Annotated in this window: 14 protein-coding genes; 13 read left to right on the top strand and 1 reads right to left on the bottom strand. The window is 57.2% G+C overall.

Going from position 1 to position 18,655, the window contains the following annotated elements:
• Positions 1–92: 92 nt before the first annotated feature.
• The 5 genes from olsF (at position 93) to MWH02_RS16230 (ending at position 9,225) form a co-directional block, all read left to right on the top strand.
• The gene (gene olsF, locus MWH02_RS16210) at positions 93–1,793 is read left to right on the top strand and encodes a bifunctional ornithine lipid synthase OlsF (protein ID WP_101761816.1); all 1,701 of its coding nucleotides are present in this window, start codon (positions 93–95) and stop codon (positions 1,791–1,793) included.
• A gap of 566 nt (positions 1,794–2,359) precedes the next feature.
• Positions 2,360–3,427: an ABC transporter ATP-binding protein gene (locus tag MWH02_RS16215; protein ID WP_271461020.1), complete on the top strand. Its 1,068-nt coding sequence runs from the start codon at positions 2,360–2,362 to the stop codon at positions 3,425–3,427.
• A gap of 25 nt (positions 3,428–3,452) precedes the next feature.
• Positions 3,453–4,442 carry an ABC transporter substrate-binding protein gene (locus MWH02_RS16220; protein ID WP_500797206.1) on the top strand — a complete coding sequence of 330 codons (990 nt, stop codon included), beginning with the start codon at positions 3,453–3,455 and terminating at the stop codon, positions 4,440–4,442.
• Positions 4,443–4,444: 2 nt separating this feature from the next.
• On the top strand, positions 4,445–6,181 hold the full coding sequence (locus tag MWH02_RS16225) for an ABC transporter permease (RefSeq protein ID WP_271461021.1): 1,737 nt from the start codon (positions 4,445–4,447) through the stop codon (positions 6,179–6,181).
• 200 nt (positions 6,182–6,381) lie between these two features.
• On the top strand, positions 6,382–9,225 hold the full coding sequence (locus tag MWH02_RS16230; protein ID WP_271461022.1) for a bifunctional diguanylate cyclase/phosphodiesterase: 2,844 nt from the start codon (positions 6,382–6,384) through the stop codon (positions 9,223–9,225).
• Positions 9,226–9,286: 61 nt separating this feature from the next.
• Here MWH02_RS16230 and ftnA read toward each other — a convergent pair whose 3' ends face one another.
• Positions 9,287–9,793 (bottom strand): non-heme ferritin, encoded by a 507-nt coding sequence (ftnA, locus tag MWH02_RS16235; protein ID WP_137386484.1) that lies wholly within the window; start codon positions 9,791–9,793, stop codon positions 9,287–9,289.
• A gap of 238 nt (positions 9,794–10,031) precedes the next feature.
• Here ftnA and MWH02_RS16240 point away from each other — a divergent pair, with 238 nt between their 5' ends.
• The 8 genes from MWH02_RS16240 (at position 10,032) to deoA (ending at position 18,653) form a co-directional block, all read left to right on the top strand.
• The gene (locus MWH02_RS16240) at positions 10,032–11,135 is read left to right on the top strand and encodes an amidohydrolase (protein ID WP_210081135.1); all 1,104 of its coding nucleotides are present in this window, start codon (positions 10,032–10,034) and stop codon (positions 11,133–11,135) included.
• 238 nt (positions 11,136–11,373) lie between these two features.
• Positions 11,374–12,963: a peptide chain release factor 3 gene (gene prfC / locus MWH02_RS16245; RefSeq protein WP_101761823.1), complete on the top strand. Its 1,590-nt coding sequence runs from the start codon at positions 11,374–11,376 to the stop codon at positions 12,961–12,963.
• Positions 12,964–13,224: 261 nt separating this feature from the next.
• The gene (osmY, locus tag MWH02_RS16250; RefSeq protein ID WP_101761824.1) at positions 13,225–13,839 is read left to right on the top strand and encodes a molecular chaperone OsmY; all 615 of its coding nucleotides are present in this window, start codon (positions 13,225–13,227) and stop codon (positions 13,837–13,839) included.
• Positions 13,840–13,932: 93 nt separating this feature from the next.
• Positions 13,933–14,094: a DUF1328 domain-containing protein gene (locus MWH02_RS16255; protein ID WP_007893192.1), complete on the top strand. Its 162-nt coding sequence runs from the start codon at positions 13,933–13,935 to the stop codon at positions 14,092–14,094.
• A 179-nt stretch (positions 14,095–14,273) separates the two neighbouring features.
• Positions 14,274–15,326 carry a patatin-like phospholipase family protein gene (locus MWH02_RS16260; protein WP_110867276.1) on the top strand — a complete coding sequence of 351 codons (1,053 nt, stop codon included), beginning with the start codon at positions 14,274–14,276 and terminating at the stop codon, positions 15,324–15,326.
• Positions 15,323–16,102: a TatD family hydrolase gene (locus MWH02_RS16265; RefSeq protein WP_192412101.1), complete on the top strand. Its 780-nt coding sequence runs from the start codon at positions 15,323–15,325 to the stop codon at positions 16,100–16,102. Before MWH02_RS16260 ends, MWH02_RS16265 begins: the two co-directional genes overlap by 4 nt.
• A 291-nt stretch (positions 16,103–16,393) precedes the next feature.
• Positions 16,394–17,173: a deoxyribose-phosphate aldolase gene (deoC, locus tag MWH02_RS16270; protein ID WP_192412100.1), complete on the top strand. Its 780-nt coding sequence runs from the start codon at positions 16,394–16,396 to the stop codon at positions 17,171–17,173.
• Positions 17,174–17,330: 157 nt separating this feature from the next.
• The gene (gene deoA / locus MWH02_RS16275; RefSeq protein WP_192236325.1) at positions 17,331–18,653 is read left to right on the top strand and encodes a thymidine phosphorylase; all 1,323 of its coding nucleotides are present in this window, start codon (positions 17,331–17,333) and stop codon (positions 18,651–18,653) included.
• The last annotated feature ends 2 nt before the right edge of the window (positions 18,654–18,655 follow it).

The raw sequence follows: 18,655 nt of genomic DNA on the forward strand, positions 1-18,655 counted from the left end.
CTTTTTAGGCTTTCACGGCGCCGCAGTCATAAATCTGAAAACAAGCCGTTTTAACGTCGAAGCGATAAACCGCTGCGTGTAAAAGGTGAATGATGTTTTCCGTTGATCAGCTTCTCGATACCTACTGGCCAGGTCATCAACCGGCAAACTGGCAGAAAAGCGCCCTGAAATGGGCCGTTCGCGAACATGAATTCCAGGCGTTTGCCGCCCGCTATCGTCATCTGAAAGGCGTGGATATGGTGGAGCAGGTACTGGAGCATCTTGATGTGCGCTGTGAACTGAGCGAGCGCGATTTGGAGCAGATTCCCACGCGTGGCCCGGTGGTGATAGTTGCCAACCATCCGCTCGGTGCACTGGATGGTTTAGCATTGCTGGCGGCGGTTTCGCAGGTGCGACGCGATGTGAAAATTGTTGCCAACCGCATGTTGATGATGCTGGAGCCGATCAACAACATGATGTTGCCGGTGGATAACATGGGCAACCGTACCAGCCGCGAACAGCTAACGCGCATGCAGCAGCATCTCGATAATCAGGGCGTGCTGATTATCTTCCCGGCGGGTGAAGTGTCGCGCCTTTCCAGCCGAGGCGTGCGCGATCGTCACTGGCATCACAGCTTCTTACGCCTCGCGGCCCGCGCCCGCGCGCCCATCGTGCCGGTGCACGTGGTGGGGCGCAACAGCCTGGCATTTTACGCCGCCGCAAAAATTGCCTCGCCGCTCGCGTTACTGATGCTGGTACGCGAAATGTTTCGTCAGCGCGGTTCGCGCATTAAGTTGCACATCGGCGAACAGATCCCGTTTGCCAACTGGCATGATGGCCACACGCCGGGCAAAGAGCTGGCGAAGCGGCTGCGCAAACATCTGTATCGCATTGGTCAGGGACGACGCGGCTTGTTTCAGACCGAAGCGGCGATTGCGCGGCCGGAAGATCGCGCCGAACTGAAAAAAGCGCTGATGGAGAGCGAGCGACTCGGCACGCTGCCGGATGGCAAGCAGATCTACCTGTGGCGACGCAACGGTGCCAGCTGGGTGCCGCTGCTGCGTGAGCTCGGGCGCTTACGGGAAGTGGCATTCCGCGCGGTGGGTGAGGGCAGCGGGCGTCGTCGCGACCTCGACAAATACGATGACGATTACTATCACCTGATTCTGTGGGACGACGATGCGCTGGAGATCGTCGGCGCCTATCGCTTTATTCCGGGCGCCGAGCAGCTGGAGCGTCGTGGGCTGGAAGGCATCTACAGCGACAGCCTGTTCCACTACGACGAGCGCATGTTGCCGATCATCAACCAAGGTCTGGAGCTGGGCCGCAGTTTTATTCAGCCCGCCTATTGGGGCAAACGCGGCCTCGATTATCTGTGGATGGGCATTGGTGCCTACATCGCTAAATATCCCGAAACCCGCTACTTATTTGGTCCGGTCTCGATCTCGGGCGGCATGCCGCTGGCGGCGCGCGATCTGCTGGTGGCGTTCTATCGTCTCTATTTCCCTACCGAACTGCCGCTGGCGACTTCACGCCGCCCTTATCCAGCCTCGTTACCGGAAGTGCTGGCGCAGTTCACCGGCGATAACTACAGCGAAGATTTACGCCGGTTGAAACATCTGCTGGCGAATCTCGGCACCGCCATTCCCACGCTCTACAAGCAATATTCCGAGGTGTGCGAGCCGGGCGGCGTGCAGTTTATCGATTTCGGCAGCGATCCCGATTTCAATAACTGTATTGATGGCTTAGTGCTGGTGGATCTCACGCGGGTGAAGCCCGCACGTTATGAGCGTTATATCGGCATGCATCTGTGAATCGCGTCATGCCGCTTAGTTAAGCACGGAGCGGCTTTCGTTCGCCTTGAACCTGGGCAGTTGCAGCACTTCGGTGCGGCGACCGAGCAGAGGACGCCTGGCCGCGCCCTCTGCACTCCCGGGCCTTGCGCCAGCCCAACCCGCCGCTTCGCGGTGCCTTCACTCATTCACGATTCCTGACGGACCGGCGGCGATTCGCTCCTGCTCAGCGCCGCCTCTCGCCGCATCCCTGCGGCTCGCCCTGGAATCTCTCATTCGTTCAGCGGGTTAGGATGTCGCCCCAACACCCGCGCTGCAGCAGTGGTGCGTATCCTTAACTCAAAATCGCTATCCATCCGCTGGGATTGCCATTCATGGCAACCAGATGCGCATAAATGCAGACTCTCGAAAAACCAAGCCAGGCATTCTGAGACTGCTGGATGCTTCGCGGGCGATACCCCTGCGATGTCAGCGCGCTGATTATCAGACAAGCATTACGCCATTTAGGGCGACCAGCTGCAATGTCATGGAATCGTCATCACAGTGTCGTAGGGTCTTAGCCGGACGGTTAGCGAAAGGCCAGAAACATGGCATCAATCACACTGCGCGGGCTGCGCAAATCCTTTGCGGCGCAGCCGGTATTACAAGACATCTTGCTGCAGATTGCGCAGGGAGAATTTATCGCCGTATTGGGCCCGTCAGGCTGCGGCAAAACCACCTTGCTGCGCCTGCTGGCCGGTTTTGAAACCGCCGATGCCGGAGAGATCCACGTGGGCGAACGCTGCTTCGCTGCGCCGGGCGTGCATCTGCCGCCGGAAGATCGTCAGCTTGGCGTGGTGTTCCAGAGCTACGCACTGTGGCCGCATATGACGGTGGCGGAAAATGTTTCCTACAGTCTGAAAGTGAACGGCGTCGCGCGTGCCGAGCGCGAGCGCCGCACGCAGCAGGCGCTGGAGCTGGTGGGATTGGAAGCGTTCGCCGCCCGTCGTCCCGCCGATCTCTCCGGCGGTCAGCGTCAGCGCGTGGCGCTGGCGCGCTGTTTAGTGGCGCAACCGACCTTAGTTCTGCTCGATGAGCCGCTCGCCAACCTCGATGTCCACCTGCGCGCCACCATGGAAGAGGAGTTCCGCCGCTTCCATCATCACAGTCACGCCACCTTGCTCTACATTACCCATGATCAGCAGGAAGCGATGGCGCTGGCCGATCGCATCGTGGTGATGGATGCCGGCCGTGTGATGCAGTTCGCCACGCCGCAAACGCTGTGGCGCGAACCGGCGAACGCCATGGTCGCGCGCTTTATTGACGACGGCAAAGTGCTGCCGATCAGCGATATCGAACCGCTCGGCGAGGGCCGCGCTTATGCCACGCTGTGCGGTATGCGCGTGTCGTTACGCTGCGCGCCGCATCAGCGTCCGCAGCCGCAGGCGCAAGCCAGTTTTCACGCAGTCGATTTCCACTTAGCCGCGCCGGGCGAACCACAGTTTGCCGCGCGCGTGCAGCGGGTGATCTATCGCGGCGGCCACTATCAGCTCAACGTGACGCCGCTGGCCGCGCCCGAATGCAGCATCACGCTGCTGCTGGCCGATCAGCCTTTACCCGTTGTCGACGCCACCGTGGGCGTGTCGCTGCGCGACGGCTGGATTCTTCCTTATTAACCTCTTCAACCTTCAGGGAAATGCTATGCGTACGAAGTTAAACGTGTTGATGTTAGCCAGTGGATTTGTGATCTCTGCTGCCAGCTTTGCCGACGAGGCGCCAGCAGGGAAATTGGTGGTTTATACCTCGCAGGCCCCCGAAATTGCCCAGCAAACCATGGATGCGTTTAAAGCCGCCTATCCCAATGTGCAGATCGAGTGGACGCGCAACGGCACCACGCAGTTAATGAACGTGCTGCGCACCGAAATGATGAGCGGCGAAGCCAAGCCGGATGTGCTGCTGATTGCCGACGCCATCAACCTCGGCGCGCTGAAAAACGAAAACCATCTCTACAGCTACAGCGATGCGCCGCTCAGCCACATCAATCCATCGTTTTACGACAAAGACAAAACCTTCTTCGGCACCAAAATCATCGCCACGGTAATTGCCTACAACACCCAGCATGCGCAGCCGATTGATAGCTGGAACGCGCTGGCGGTGGAAGCCAACAAAGGGCAGATTGCGGTACCAAGCCCGCTTTACTCCGGCGCGGCGCTCTACAAGCTGCACACCGATATCAACACGCCGTCGATTGGCTGGAGCTTCTATAAAAAGTTGGCGGCCATCGGCATCGCGCCGCAGGGCGGCAACGGCCCGGCGCTGAAGGCGGTCGCCAGCGGGCTGGATAAGTACGGCATCATCACCGACGCCGACGTGATTCTGGCGAAGAAAAAGGGTTCACCGGTGGATCTGGTCTATCCCAAAGAGGGGGTGTCATATGTCACCGAACCGGTTGCCATCATGAAAACCGCGCACAACCTGCCGGCCGCCAAAGCCTTCGTTAACTTTATGCTTTCCGAGCCAGGCCAGAAGCTGGTGGTCGAGCAGGGCAACCGTCCGGTGGATGATCGCGTCTCAGCTCCGGCAGGTTTCACGCCGATCAATAAAATCAAGCTGCTGTCGCCGGACGTGGCGAAAGCGATCAAAGAAGATGCGGCAGTGCGCGATCGGTTCAGCGCGCTGTTTGGTGGCTAAGCATGAGCGTGTTGAGCAACGAATGGCGCAATGTGACGCGCAAAGCGCCGCGCGTTAACAGCGAACGGCTGATTCTGGCGCTGCTGGTGCTGCTGATTGGTTTGCTGTCGGTGGCGCCGCTGATGCGGCTGGTGTGGACCGCCATTGCGCCCAGCGGCGTGCCGGATATCGCACGCTTAACGCGCCTGCTGGCGAGCGATCGCGTGTTGATCGCCAGCGGCAATACGTTGCTCATCGCGCTCAGTTCTACTTTGATTTCCGTGGTGCTCGGCACCGCCGCTGCGTGGCTGGTGGCGCTTAGCGATCTGCGCGCCAAAACCGCGTGGGTGTTTGCGTTTATCCTGCCGCTGATAATTCCGCCGCAGGTGACGGCGCTGGCCTGGCTGCAGGCGCTGGCTCCGGGCAGTCCGCTGGCGCTGCTGTTCGCCACGCTGGAGTTGCCGTGGTTTGCGCCCGGCGAGCAGCCGCTCTACTCCTTAACCGGCATTGTGCTGCTGCTCGGCACGCACAATGCGCCGTTGGTGTTCCTCACCGTGCGCGCCGGTTTGCGCCGCTTGCCCGCCGATTTGGTGGAAGCGGCGCAGGCCAGCGGTGCGTCACGCGCGCGCATCCTGTTCACCATTGTGCTGCCGCTGGCGCGCCCGGCAATTTTTGCCGGTGCCGCGCTGACCTTCGTTGCGGCGGCGGGCAACTTCGGTATTCAGGCGATGCTGGGGATTCCGGCGCGCGTGCCAACGCTGATCACGCTGGTGTATCAGCAGTTGAACGGCATTGGTGCGAGCGCGCTGCCAAACACCGCGGTGTATGCGTTATTGATTGCGGTAATTACGCTGGCGGGCATGGCGGCCAGCGCCTGGTTGGGCGGACGCAATGATGTGCGCGTCAACGGTGCACCGCGCCTGTGGCAGCAATCGCTGGGGCGCGGGCGTATGGCGGTTGAGGGCGTCGCCTGGCTGTGGATGGCGCTGACCTTACTGTTGCCGCTCAGCGCGCTGTTGATCACCGCGCTCACCAGCGGTTTTGGCCAGGCGCTGAGCTGGCAAACGCTGACGCTGGAGAACTTCTGCGCCGCGTTGTGGGGTTATCCGGCGGTGCGACAGGCGTTTCTCACCAGCCTCGGATTGACCACGCTGGCGGCGCTGATTTTAACGGTTTGCGCGCTGTTTCTCGCCTATTTCCTCAGCTGGCGGCGAACCAAATTAGTGCGCGGTTTGTGGCTGGCGAGTGAACTGACTTACGCGCTGCCGGGCATTGTCACCGGCGTAGCGGCGATGCTGTTCTTCCTGCGTCCGCTGCCGATCGTCAATGTCTCGCTGTATGGCACGGTGTGGATCATCCTTGCCGCCTATCTGGCGAACTTCCTCGCGCTGGTGCTGCGCCCAACGCTGGCCGGATTCGCCCAGCTGGAACCGGCATTAGATGAAGCGGCACGTTTGTGCGGCGCCGGTTTTCTGCGCCGCATGCGCGACATCTTATTGCCACTGGCGGCACCTTCGGCGCTGGCGGGCAGCGTGCTGGTGTTTCTCACCGCGCTGAATGAAATCCAGGTTTCGGTGCTGCTGGTCACCTCGCAAACGCAAACCATCGGACCGACCATCGTATTCCTTGATGAAGGCGGATCCGCGTCGCTGGCGGCGGCGGTGGGCTGCCTGATGATTGTGGTGGTTTGCTTATTAATGGCGGTTGCCACACGCCTGACGCGACGCTTGCCGCACGGCATTTTACCGTGGCAAGCGTAACGCCAGCCTGCCGTCAACGTATGATGATTTGTGAAGTATCCTACTGAACATTTTCTCGCCACTGCCGATAACTTACCTACCAACATTTGTCTGCGGATGAATAGCGCTTGTCAGCGCTGCGTATTTACGCTTAAGTCTGCTTGATAATTAAGAATTTTCTTAAGTTTCGACGATACCAGCCCAGCAATAGGCGAATAACAATGAATAATAACTCTGACGTCATGTACCGACTTTTGGTACAGAGCGTGGTGGATTACGCCATTTACATGCTCAAACCCGATGGCACGGTGGCGAACTGGAATAGCGGCGCGCAGCGCGCCAAAGGTTACACGCCCGATGAAATCGTAGGGAAGAATTTTGCGCTGTTCTACAGCGAAGACGATCGTAAAAACGGCGCGCCACAGCGCGGACTGGCGACCGCGACAGCAACCGGGCGCTTTGAAACCGAAGGCTGGCGTTACCGTAAAGATGGCAGCGCGTTTTGGGCGCATGTGGTGATCGACGCTATCCGCGATGAGTTTGGTGAGCTGCTGGGTTTTGCCAAAATCACCCGCGACTGCACCGAACAGCAGGAGCAACAGCGCAAACAGCGCGAGCAGGAACAGCGCTTCCGTATGCTGGTGGAAGGCGTCAGCGATTACGCCATCTACATGCTCGATTTGGACGGCAACGTGGAAAATTGGAACGTAGGCGCACAGCGCGCGAAAGGCTACGTTGCCGAAGAGATTGTTGGACAACACTTCTCACGCTTCTACAGCGCGCAGGATCGTAAAAACCATATCCCGGAAAAAAACCTCACCACCGCATTTAAAACCGGTCGTTTCGAAGACGAAGGTTACCGTTACCGCAAAGATGGCAGCGCGTTTTGGGCGCATGTGATCATTGACGCGATTCGCGACGACGCTGGCAAGCTGATTGGCTACGCCAAAATCACCCGCGACTGCACCGAACAGCAAGCGCTGCTGCGTAAACAGCACGAGCAGGAGAAGAATTTTCGTCTGCTGGTGGAAGGCGTGCGCGATTACGCCATCTATATGCTGGATGTGCACGGCCGCGTGGTGAACTGGAACAACGGTGCGCAGCGCGCCAAAGGTTATCTGGCTGATGAGATTGTCGGCCAGCACTTCTCGGTGTTTTACAGTTCAGCGGAACGTCATGCCAATGCGCCCGAAGCCAACCTCGGCATTGCGTTGAAAACCGGGCGTTTCGAAGATGAAGGCTGGCGCTACCGTAAAGATGGCTCGGCGTTTTGGGCCCACGTTGTTATCGAAGCGATTAATGATGAAAGCGGCAAACTGATCGGTTTCGCCAAAATTACCCGCGATATCACCGAACGGCGTGAGAACGAGCAGCAGCTGTTGCGCGCGCGGGATCTGGCGCAGTCGCAGAGCGCGAAAATGTCTGAGCTGTCGGGTTTTCTCGACACCATCATCAGCAATATTCCCTCGTGCGTGATCGTTGAAGACGCCATCAGCCGTGAAATCCTGATGGTGAACGACAAAGCCGAGCAGCTGTTTGGCATCAACAAAGCGCTGATCATGCACAAGCGCCCGCACGAATGTATGTCGGCGGAGCTGGGGGATTACTTCAACAGCCTGGCGGATGTGGCGCTGCGCAGCGAGGGCATTCACTCGCGCGAACAGCTGCTGCTGACGGCGGGCGGCGAGCGCATTCTGCATACGCGCGCCACCACCATCAGCGGAAAAGATATGCGTCAGAACTATGTGATGCTGATTGTCGAGGACGTGACCGATCAGCGTGAAGCCGATGCGCGTATTCGTCATATGGCGCATCATGATAATCTCACCAGCCTGCCGAACCGCGTGCTGTTCCGCCAGAAGCTGAGTGAAGCGCTGCGCGTGGATAATCTGAACAACCAGATCAGCGCCACGCTATGTCTCGATCTCGATAACTTCAAAAACGTTAACGATGCGCTCGGCCATCAGATTGGTGATGACCTGCTGCGCGTGGTGGCGAAACGCCTGCGCAGCGCGCTACGCGATCACGATACGCTGGCGCGCATTGGCGGCGATGAGTTTGCCATCGTGCTGCCCAATGTCCGTTCTGCGGATGAAGCGGCAGTGGTAGCGCAGCGGCTGATCGAGGCGATCCGTCCGCCGATTAACGTTGAAGGGCATAATCTGTCGGTGGGCTTGAGCGTCGGTATCGCGCTCACCTCGCAGGCCACCAACACGCCGGAGCATATGCTGCGCTGCGCCGATATGGCGCTGTACGAAGCCAAACGTAATGGCCGTAATCGCTTCGAACACTTCACCATTGAGATGGACAATCAGGCGCGCAGCCGTCGCGTGATTGAGAACGATCTGCGTGATGCGATTTCTGGTCGTCAGCTCAAGCTTTACTATCAGCCGATTACCAACGAGCAGGGCATCATCGGCTATGAAGCGCTGATGCGCTGGCATCACCCGATCAAAGGGCTGATCATGCCGAACGACTTCATCCCGATCGCTGAAGAGACCGGTTTGATTCACATGCTCGGCGCCTATGCGCTGTATGAAGCCTGCCGCGAAGCGCAGAGCTGGAACACCGAACAATCGGTGTCGGTGAATCTATCGCCGCTGCAGTTTAAGAACAGCTCGCTGGTGTCGGTGGTGGAAGGTGCGCTGCGGGAATCCGGGCTGGCGCCGCATCGGCTGGAAGTGGAGATCACCGAATCGGTGCTGCTGGACGACACGCTCGGTAATATCCGCACCTTGCAGAGTTTGAAAACGCTTGGCGTGCAGATTGCGCTGGATGATTTCGGCACCGGCTACTCGTCGCTCAGTTATCTGCGTTCATTCCCGTTCGACAAAATCAAAATCGATAAGTCGTTTATCAACGATATGGGCGACAGCCGCGAGGCGCTGGCGATTATCCGCGCCATTACCGGCATGAGCCGCAGCCTCGATATTCAGATTACTGCTGAAGGCGTGGAGAACGGCGAGCAGTTTGCGAAGCTGCGCGAAGAGGGGTGTACGCTATTCCAGGGCTATTTCTTTGGCCGTCCGCAGCCGTCGGAGTTGCGGTTGAAAGAGTTGGAATAGGCATAAAAAAACGCCCGACATGTCGGGCGTTCTCAATTTTTGCCGTGTGTAATCTTTATTATTATGCGCCGTGGCCGTCGACGGACATGTGGCCGAGATCTTTGTCCACCAGGAACAGGCCTTCGCCTTTGTTGCCGACCATCGCCAGTTTATCCAGCACGGTTTTGAACAGCTTCTCTTCTTCATGCTGCTCGGCAACGTACCACTGCAGGAAGTTGAACGTTGAGTAATCCTGGGTGGTTAAGGCGGTGTGCACCAGCTCGTTGATTTTTTTTGTGATCAGCTGCTCATGCTTCAGCGCTTCTTCCAGCACGTCGTTCAGTGAATTCCAGCTAATCGCCGGCGCCGCAATGCTGCCCAGTACCGGCAAAGCGCCGGCATCGCTGACGTAATCGAACAGCTTCTGCATGTGCTGCATCTCTTCGCGAGAATGCATTTTCAGGAATGAGGCGGCACCTTCATAGCCTTTATCGCAGCACCAGGCGCTCATCTGCAGATAGAGGTTGGCAGAGAAGAATTCGAGGTTCAGTTGGTCGTTTAAACGCGAGGTCATTTCAGCAGTTAACATGGCTGAGTCCTTTTTAATTTGTCAGGTGAAGTACGGCGAATTATGCATCAATCTATACTTTTTTGTGAAGGGTTTTTCGCAAAAAGGTTGAATTTATCTTATTGATTGTAAATGGAATTATTCCACATGTTGAATGCGAGGAGTTCTCAATTTTGACTAATTTTCATTCACGCTGGATTGATTATAGCTGCGCATCGGGCGATGCTGAGGCTTGCCTTTACTTGTCAGGAGCTTAGCGGTGTCGAACGTCTTAGAGCATTACCATTTTCTGCATGAAATTCCCGAACTGGGTTTTCAGGAATTTAAAACCTCTGCTTATATTGCCGATCAGCTGGAGAGCGCCGGAATTAAGGTGACGCGCGGCATCAATAACACCACCGGCATGGTGGCGGAAATCGACAGCGGCGTGCCCGGTCCGGTGCTGGCGCTGCGTGCGGATATGGATGCGCTCGGTCATATCATTGATGGCGTAGCCTGTGCGCGTCACACCTGCGGCCACGATGGCCATTCGTCGGTGGTGCTGACGGCAGCGCAAGAGCTGATGAAAGAGGGCGCGATCAAGAAAGGGCGGCTCAAGCTACTATTCCAGCCGGCGGAAGAGCTCGGTGCGGGTGCGCTGGCGATGATTGAGGGCGGCGCGCTGGAGGATGTGGAGATGATTCTCGGCTTCCATGTGCGTCCGCTGGAAGAGTGTCATGTGGGACAGGCGACGCCAGCGGTGATTTACTCTGCCTGCAGCACGCTGGAAGCCACCATCAAAGGTGCACCGGCGCATGCGGCGCGTCCGCATTTGGGCGTCAACGCGCTGGATGCGGCGGTGCAAGCGGTACAGGCCGTCAACGCCATCCATCTGCCGCCGGGTTTGACCTGGAGCGTGAAAGCTACACGCTTTCTGTGCGATGCGGGCGTGACCAACTCGGTGCCGGATGAGGCGCGCGTGGTGTGGGATCTGCGTTCGCAGGAAAACGCGCCAATGGCGGTGCTGAAAGAGAAAGTCACGCTGGCGATTCAGCACAGCGTGGCGGCGCTGGGTGCCACGGCCGACGTGGTGGTGCTAAAAGAGATGCCAGCGGCAGAAATTCATGAGGAAGCTACGGCGGTGATTCGCGCGGCGATTGTCGACGTGCTGGGCGAAGCCGGTTTGCTGGATACCAAAACCACGCCGGGCAGCGAAGATTTTTTCTATTACCCGGTGAAAAACCCGCAGGTGAAAGCCGGTTTCTGGGGATTGGGAACCAATCTGGTGCCGGGTTTACATCATCCTGAGATGCGCTTTGAGCTGAGCTCGCTGGAGATTGGGGTGAAGATCTTCAAGGCGGCAGTGGTGCGGGTGTTGGGGTGATTAGAGGGTTAGGGTGAGGGCTATTAGGGCACCGATTCCCCCTTTCTGCGAAATATTGTATGCTATGCCGCCTCAATGCTGACGGGATTCAGGACTGCCGCCAATGTAGATCGCACACCTCTTGCTGTGAACCGACGCCACTGCGTCGCCATTGGCCGCGTTATCCTGCGGAATGACCTCGAAACGATTTATTCGCAGCGCGCTGTCCGCGTGTTGCCCTTGAAGAAGAATTCACTCAATGTCTAATGCCTCCTTTTTAGAAGAAGTGGCGCGCCGCCGTACCTTTGCGATCATCTCGCATCCGGACGCCGGTAAAACCACAATCACCGAAAAAGTGCTCCTGTTCGGACAGGCGATTCAAACCGCCGGTACCGTCAAAGGCCGCGGCTCCAACCAGCACGCGAAATCGGACTGGATGGAGATGGAGAAACAACGTGGTATCTCCATCACCACCTCGGTGATGCAGTTCCCGTATCGCGACAGCCTCGTGAACCTGCTGGATACGCCAGGACACGAAGACTTCTCTGAAGATACTTACCGTACGCTGACGGCGGTTGACTGCTGTTTGATGGTGATCGACGCCGCAAAAGGTGTTGAGGATCGCACCCGCAAGCTGATGGAAGTGACGCGCCTGCGCGATACGCCAATCATCACCTTTATGAACAAACTCGACCGTGACATCCGCGATCCCATGGAGCTGCTGGATGAAGTGGAGAGTGAGCTGAAGATCGCCTGCGCACCTATTACCTGGCCGATTGGCTGCGGCAAGTTGTTCAAAGGGGTTTATCACCTCTACAACGACGAAACTTACCTGTATCAAACCGGTAAAGGCCACACCATTCAGGAAGTGCGCATTGTTAAGGGGCTGGCGAATCCAGAACTGGATGCCGCAGTAGGCGAAGATCTGGCACAGCAGCTGCGCGATGAGCTGGAGCTGGTGCAGGGCGCTTCGCACGAGTTCGATCAGGAGCTGTTCCTGAGTGGCGAAATCACGCCGGTGTTCTTCGGCACCGCGCTGGGTAACTTCGGCGTTGATCATATGCTGGATGGCCTGGTTAGCTGGGCGCCGCGTCCAATGCCGCGCAACACCGACGCGCGTTTGGTGGAAGCAAAGGAAGAGAAATTCAGCGGCTTCGTGTTTAAGATCCAGGCAAACATGGACCCGAAGCACCGCGACCGCGTCGCCTTTATGCGTGTGGTATCCGGCAAGTACGAAAAAGGCATGAAGCTGCGTCAGGTGCGTACCGGTAAAGATGTGGTGATTTCCGATGCACTGACCTTTATGGCCGGCGACCGTTCGCACGTAGAAGAAGCCTATCCGGGCGACATCATTGGTCTGCACAACCACGGCACCATTCAGATTGGCGACACCTTTACGCAGGGTGAAAACATGAAGTTCACCGGCATTCCGAACTTCGCGCCAGAGCTGTTCCGCCGTATCCGTCTGCGCGATCCGCTGAAGCAGAAACAGCTGCTGAAAGGGCTGGTTCAGCTGTCGGAAGAGGGCGCGGTGCAGGTGTTCCGTCCGGTGCACAATAACGATCTGATTGTGGGCGCGGTCGGTGTGCTGCAGTTCGAAGTGGTGGTGGCACGCCTGAAAAGCGAATACAACGTTGAAGCGATCTACGAAGCCATCAACGTCTCAACCGCTCGCTGGGTTGAGTGTGATGATGCGAAGAAATTCGACGATTTCCAGCGTAAAAATGAAGTGAACCTGGCGCTCGATGGCGGTGATAACCTCACGTATATCGCGCCAACCATGGTGAACCTCAACATCACTCAGGAACGCTATCCTGACGTGAGATTCCGCAAAACGCGCGAGCACTAATCGCCGTTGCCAGCAGGGCCTGTGATTTTCACTGGCCCTATTTTGTTTGTTACAGACTCCTCCTAATTCCGCTGTTTTTTTCTCTTTTTGGCGATATATCAACCACAAGAGCCAGCAAAAGCTGTAATCCCTACTACTATTATCCTGTCGGACGAGAAAAGAGACCTTTCGGGTTTCATTACGTCCAGTAACTCAGCAACGCCGTTCGTTGCTGGCGCATCCGCGATAACGGATGAGTTAACTGATAGAAGGATGATATCGATGAATAAGACTAAGATTGCTAAAACCCTGATTGCTGCCCTGGCCGGTTCTGCTCTGCTGAGTGGTGCGGCATTTGCAGATGAATCACTGTCGCAGAAAGCACAGCAAACCTCCGACAGCGCGGGTGCGAAGATCGATAGCTCTATGAAAAAAGTCGATGGCTATATGGATGACAGCGGCATCACGGCTAAAGCCAAAGCGGCGCTGGTGGATGATGACGCAATTAAAAGCACGGATATCTCCGTCAAAACGCACGATGGCGTGGTGACACTGAGCGGCTTCGTGGCTTCTCAGGATCAGGCTGAAAAAGCCGTCGCGCTGGTGCAGAAAGTCGAAGGTGTGAAATCCGTCAGCGACAAACTACACGTTAAAGACAGCAAAAATGCTTCTCTGAAAGGTTATGCGGGCGATACCGCAACCACCAGCGAAATTAAAGCTAAGCTTTTAGCAGATGATATCGTGCCATCACGCAACGTTAAGGTTGAAACCACCGACGGCGTGGTGCAGTTATCAGGGGAAGTGGCGAATCAGGCACAGTCCGATCGTGCTGAGAAGATCGCCAAAGCCATTGAAGGCGTGAAAAGCGTGAAGAATGACCTGAAGGTGAAATCTTAACGCGAGCGACTCGGCACCAGCAGGTGCCGTTTCGTAATAAAAACAAAGGTGTAAATAAGCAGTTCGATTTTCACAATGGTAAAGGAGAGGCTTATGTTTCGTTGGGGTATTATCTTTCTGGTCATCGCTCTGATTGCTGCGGCATTAGGTTTCGGCGGTCTGGCGGGTACGGCAGCATGGGCAGCTAAAATTGTCTTCATTGTCGGTATTATTCTGTTCCTCGTGAGCCTGTTTACCGGGCGCAAACGACCCTGACTACTTGCGTCTCAATAGACGCTAACCCGCGAGTCACCTAAAGCGGAGACCGGTCTTGTGCGGCATACTACGAAGCCGCAACGATTGCAGAAGCAATTGGTCAGGGAACGACAATGACTGGTTCTCCGGGATGCTGCTTCGGCGACTCCCTCAGAGCAAGCAACACTGAGGGACATCCATTGGGCACACGTATTCCGTTGACATTAGGTTCATTCGAACCGCTGGCTTTAACTCCTTTTAAATCGAATAAAATCGCCTTGGTGTGCGAAGGCGGCGGTCAGCGCGGCATCTTTACCGCAGGCGTGCTGGACGAATTTCAACGCGCAGGCTTCAATCCTTTTCAACTGTTACTCGGCACCTCGGCCGGGGCGCAAAACCTGTCGGCATTTGTCTGTGGCCAGCCTGGCTACGCGCGACGCGTGATCTCCCGTTACACCACCAGCAAACTGTTTTTTGATCCGCTACGATTCGTGCGCGGCGGGCATCTTATCGATCTCGATTGGCTGATCGATATCACCAAACAGGAATTCCCGCTGGCGCTCAACACCGCCGAAGGGCTGTTTGCCAAAGGCAGCGAATTCTATATGTGCGCCTGCCGCAGCGACGATTACCGCGCCGAGTACTTCAACCCGATCAGCACCAACTGGCACGACATCCTAAAAGCGTCCAGCGCGATCCCCGGTTTTTACCGCAGCGGCGTGCAGATGGACGGTGTGAGCTATCTTGACGGCGGCATCAGCGATGCCATTCCGGTACGCGAAGCTGCGCGCCGTGGCGCGGATACCATTGTGGTGATCCGCACCGTGCCGTCGCAGGTGTCCTACACGCCGAAGTGGTTTAAACGCATGGAACGCTTTTTGTCCGACAGCGCATTGCAGCCGATGATCAACATCCTGCATCAGCATGAAGAGAGCTATCGCGAAATTCAGCAGTTCATCGAGCAGCCGCCGGATAATCTGCGCATCATCGAAATCTGTCCGCCGAAACCGCTGGCGAGCATGGCGCTTGGCAGCCGCTTGTCATCGCTGAATCAGGATTACCATTTAGGCCGCCGCAGCGGGCGCTATTTCCTCGCCACGCTTGGTCAATGGCTAAGCGATGCTGAGCCGCTGGTGCGTTCAACCACGGTTACGCCGCCGGCAGCAGTGGCGAATGCGCCCGACAATCGCCCGCTGATTACGCCCGCGCTGGCGGAAAACGATGCCGATTTTGATAAAGGCTCGCTGGCATGAAGTTTATCGACACGCATTGCCACTTCGATTTCCCGCCGTTCGTTGATGATGCGCATGCCAGCATCGCGCGCGCTGCGCAGGCCGGCGTGGAACGCATCATTGTACCGAGCGTGGATGCCAGCCGTTTCGCGCTTGTGACGCAACTGGCGCAGCAGCATCCGGCGCTGTATGCCGCGCTGGGCCTGCATCCAATCAATATTGCTGAGCATCAGGAAGATGCGCACCTTGATGAATTAGCGCGCTGGCTGAAAAAGCCCGATAGCAAGCGTGTGGCGATCGGCGAGATCGGTCTCGATCTCTATATGGACGATGCGCAATTTGCCAAACAGACGCGGCTGCTCGATAAGCAGCTCAAGCTGGCGAAGCAATACGATCTGCCGGTGATCCTGCACTCGCGCCGCACCCACGATCAATTAGCGCTGCATTTACGTCGTCACGATCTGCCGCGTCGTGGCGTGGTACACGGTTTTGCGGGTAGCCAGCAGCAGGCGGAGCGCTTTATTCAGCTTGGCTATGCCATTGGCGTTGGCGGCACCATCACCTATGAACGCGCCAGTAAAACCCGCAACACCATCGCCAACCTGCCGCTCAAGGCGTTATTACTGGAAACCGACGCGCCCGATATGCCGCTGCACGGTTTTCAGGGCCAGCCCAATCGTCCGGAGCGGGCGCGCAATGTGTTTGACGTGCTGTGTCAGTTACGCAGCGAATCCCCTGAAGCGATCGCCGATGCGCTTTGGCATAACAGCCAGCAGCTGTTCGCCTTGCCTGCCTGATTCTCACCCGACAGATTCTGCATTTACGCTGCCTTACGCCTGATTAGCTACATTGATTAAGCTGAGAGTACACTTTTGCGTCCATTTTTGTGATAATAATAACAATAGCCATTACGGCGCATTCCCGCTTGATTGGTGGTAATTTGTGATAAATATCACTAAATAATTGTATTTAAATGACGGTTTTTCTTTTTCATGTGACGTGAAGCGCAATTTAACGTCGCGGTAGTTGTTAGAATTATCACATTCCCCGGTGGGTTGTGCCCGCCGATCTGAATTTTGGAGAGCATCATGACCGACCTGAAAGCAGCAGCACAGCGCGCATTGCAACTGATGGATTTAACCACCCTGAACGAAGACGACACCGACGAGAAAGTGATCGCGCTGTGCCGTCAGGCGAAATCCCCAGCCGGTAACACCGCTGCCATCTGCATCTATCCGCGTTTCATCCCGGCAGCGCGTAAAGCGCTGCGCGAGCAGGGCACGCCGGAAATCCGCATCGCCACCGTCACCAACTTCCCGCACGGCAACGATGACGTTGAGATCGCGCTGGCCGAAACCCGCGCGGCCATCGCCTACGGCGCTGACGAAGTGGATGTAGTGTTCCCGTATCGTGCGCTGATTGCCGGTAACCGCGATATCGGTTTCGAGCTAGTAAAAGCCTGTAAAGAAGCCTGCGCGGCGGCGAACGTGCTGCTGAAAGTGATTATCGAAAGCGGCGAGCTGAAAGACGAAGCGCTGATTCGTGCCGCTTCGGAAATCGCTATCGATGCGGGTGCCGATTTCATCAAAACCTCCACCGGTAAAGTGCCGGTCAACGCGACGCCAGAAGTGGCGGCGATCATGATGCAAGTGATCCGCGACAAAGGCGTGAAGCAGCAGGTTGGTTTCAAACCGGCGGGCGGCGTGCGCACTGCAGAAGACGCGGCGCTTTATCTGCAGCTGGCGGACGACATTCTGGGTGAAGGCTGGGCGGATGCGCGTCATTTCCGCTTCGGTGCCTCCAGCCTGCTGGCAAGCCTGCTGAATACGCTGGGCCACGAAACCGCGACCAGCAAAGCCGGTTATTAATCTCTTTCGCTGATGGTTCTGCGATTCGTAGCGGCGCGATTTATCGCGCTGGTTTTTACGCTTCAGCCCCGACTTAACATCGCGCGATAAATCGCGCCGCTATGGCAGGTGCAAGCTGCCGTATCATTTCAATTTCTATCCCTTCAGGGAGGCAACCGTGTTCCTGCCACAAGAAATTATTCGAAAAAAACGCGACGGCCAGGCGCTGAGTGAAGCGGAGATTCGCTTCTTCATCAACGGCGTGCGCGACAACAGCGTTTCGGAAGGTCAAATTGCCGCATTGGCGATGACCATCTATTTCCATGATATGACGCTCGACGAGCGCGTGGCGCTGACTATGGCGATGCGCGACTCCGGCACGGTGCTGAACTGGAAATCGCTGAATCTCAACGGCCCGATTGTTGATAAACACTCCACCGGCGGCGTTGGCGATGTCACTTCGCTGATGCTCGGCCCGATGGTAGCGGCGTGCGGCGGTTATGTGCCGATGATCTCCGGGCGCGGCCTCGGCCACACCGGCGGCACGCTGGATAAACTGGAAGCGATTCCGGGCTTTGATATCTTCCCGAGCGACGACCGTTTCCGCCAGATTATCAAAGACGTCGGCATCGCGATTATTGGCCAGACCAATTCGCTGGCGCCGGCCGACAAACGTTTTTACGCCACGCGCGATATCACCGCCACCGTGGACTCCATTCCGCTGATAACCGCATCGATCCTCGCCAAAAAACTGGCGGAAGGATTGGATGCGCTGGTGATGGACGTGAAAGTGGGCTCCGGCGCCTTTATGCCGACCTTCGAAGCCTCAGAAAATCTGGCGCAGGCGATTGTTGGCGTCGCCAATGGCGCAGGTTGTAAAACCACCGCGCTGCTCACCGACATGAATCAGGTGCTGGCTTCCACCGCCGGTAATGCGCTGGAAGTGCGTGAAGCGGTACAGTTCCTGACCGGCGAGGCGCGCAATCCGCGCCTGCTGGAAGTGACGATGGCGCTGTGCGCGGAAATGCTGATCTCCGGCAAACTGGCTGAGAATGACGCCGATGCGCGCCAAAAGCTGCAGCAGGTGCTGGATAACGGCAAAGCCGCTGAAGTATTTGCCCGCATGGTGGCGGCGCAAAAAGGGCCGGTAGATTTCATCGAGCGCATGGACAGCTATCTGCCCGCGCCAACGCTGAGCAAAGCGGTATACGCCGATGGCGCCGGTATCGTCAGCGCAATGGATACGCGTGCGCTCGGCATGGCGGTGGTTGCGCTCGGCGGGGGGCGCCAGCGCGCCAGCGACAGCATTGATTACAGCGTGGGCTTGAGCGACATGACCACGCTCGGCACGCAGATTGACGCGCAGCGTCCGCTGGCAATTATCCACGCCGCGTCGGAAGCGCAGTGGCAGCAGGCCGCCGCCGCCGTTAAAGCAGCCATCACGCTGAGCGATACTGCGCCAGCGATCACGCCGGTAGTTTATCGTCGCATTAGCGAATAACT

The organism is Pantoea leporis, assembly GCF_028048155.1.
Taxonomy (GTDB): Bacteria; Pseudomonadota; Gammaproteobacteria; order Enterobacterales; family Enterobacteriaceae; genus Pantoea; species Pantoea leporis.

Coding starts and splice junctions, on each gene's coding strand:
- deoC (WP_192412100.1), top strand. CDS start 16,394: ATGACCGACCTGAAAGCAGCAGCACAGCGCGCATTGCAACTGATGGAT.
- ftnA (WP_137386484.1), bottom strand. CDS start 9,793: ATGTTAACTGCTGAAATGACCTCGCGTTTAAACGACCAACTGAACCTC.
- osmY (WP_101761824.1), top strand. CDS start 13,225: ATGAATAAGACTAAGATTGCTAAAACCCTGATTGCTGCCCTGGCCGGT.
- olsF (WP_101761816.1), top strand. CDS start 93: ATGTTTTCCGTTGATCAGCTTCTCGATACCTACTGGCCAGGTCATCAA.
- prfC (WP_101761823.1), top strand. CDS start 11,374: ATGTCTAATGCCTCCTTTTTAGAAGAAGTGGCGCGCCGCCGTACCTTT.
- MWH02_RS16220 (WP_500797206.1), top strand. CDS start 3,453: ATGCGTACGAAGTTAAACGTGTTGATGTTAGCCAGTGGATTTGTGATC.
- MWH02_RS16225 (WP_271461021.1), top strand. CDS start 4,445: ATGAGCGTGTTGAGCAACGAATGGCGCAATGTGACGCGCAAAGCGCCG.
- MWH02_RS16265 (WP_192412101.1), top strand. CDS start 15,323: ATGAAGTTTATCGACACGCATTGCCACTTCGATTTCCCGCCGTTCGTT.
- MWH02_RS16255 (WP_007893192.1), top strand. CDS start 13,933: ATGTTTCGTTGGGGTATTATCTTTCTGGTCATCGCTCTGATTGCTGCG.
- MWH02_RS16215 (WP_271461020.1), top strand. CDS start 2,360: ATGGCATCAATCACACTGCGCGGGCTGCGCAAATCCTTTGCGGCGCAG.
- MWH02_RS16230 (WP_271461022.1), top strand. CDS start 6,382: ATGAATAATAACTCTGACGTCATGTACCGACTTTTGGTACAGAGCGTG.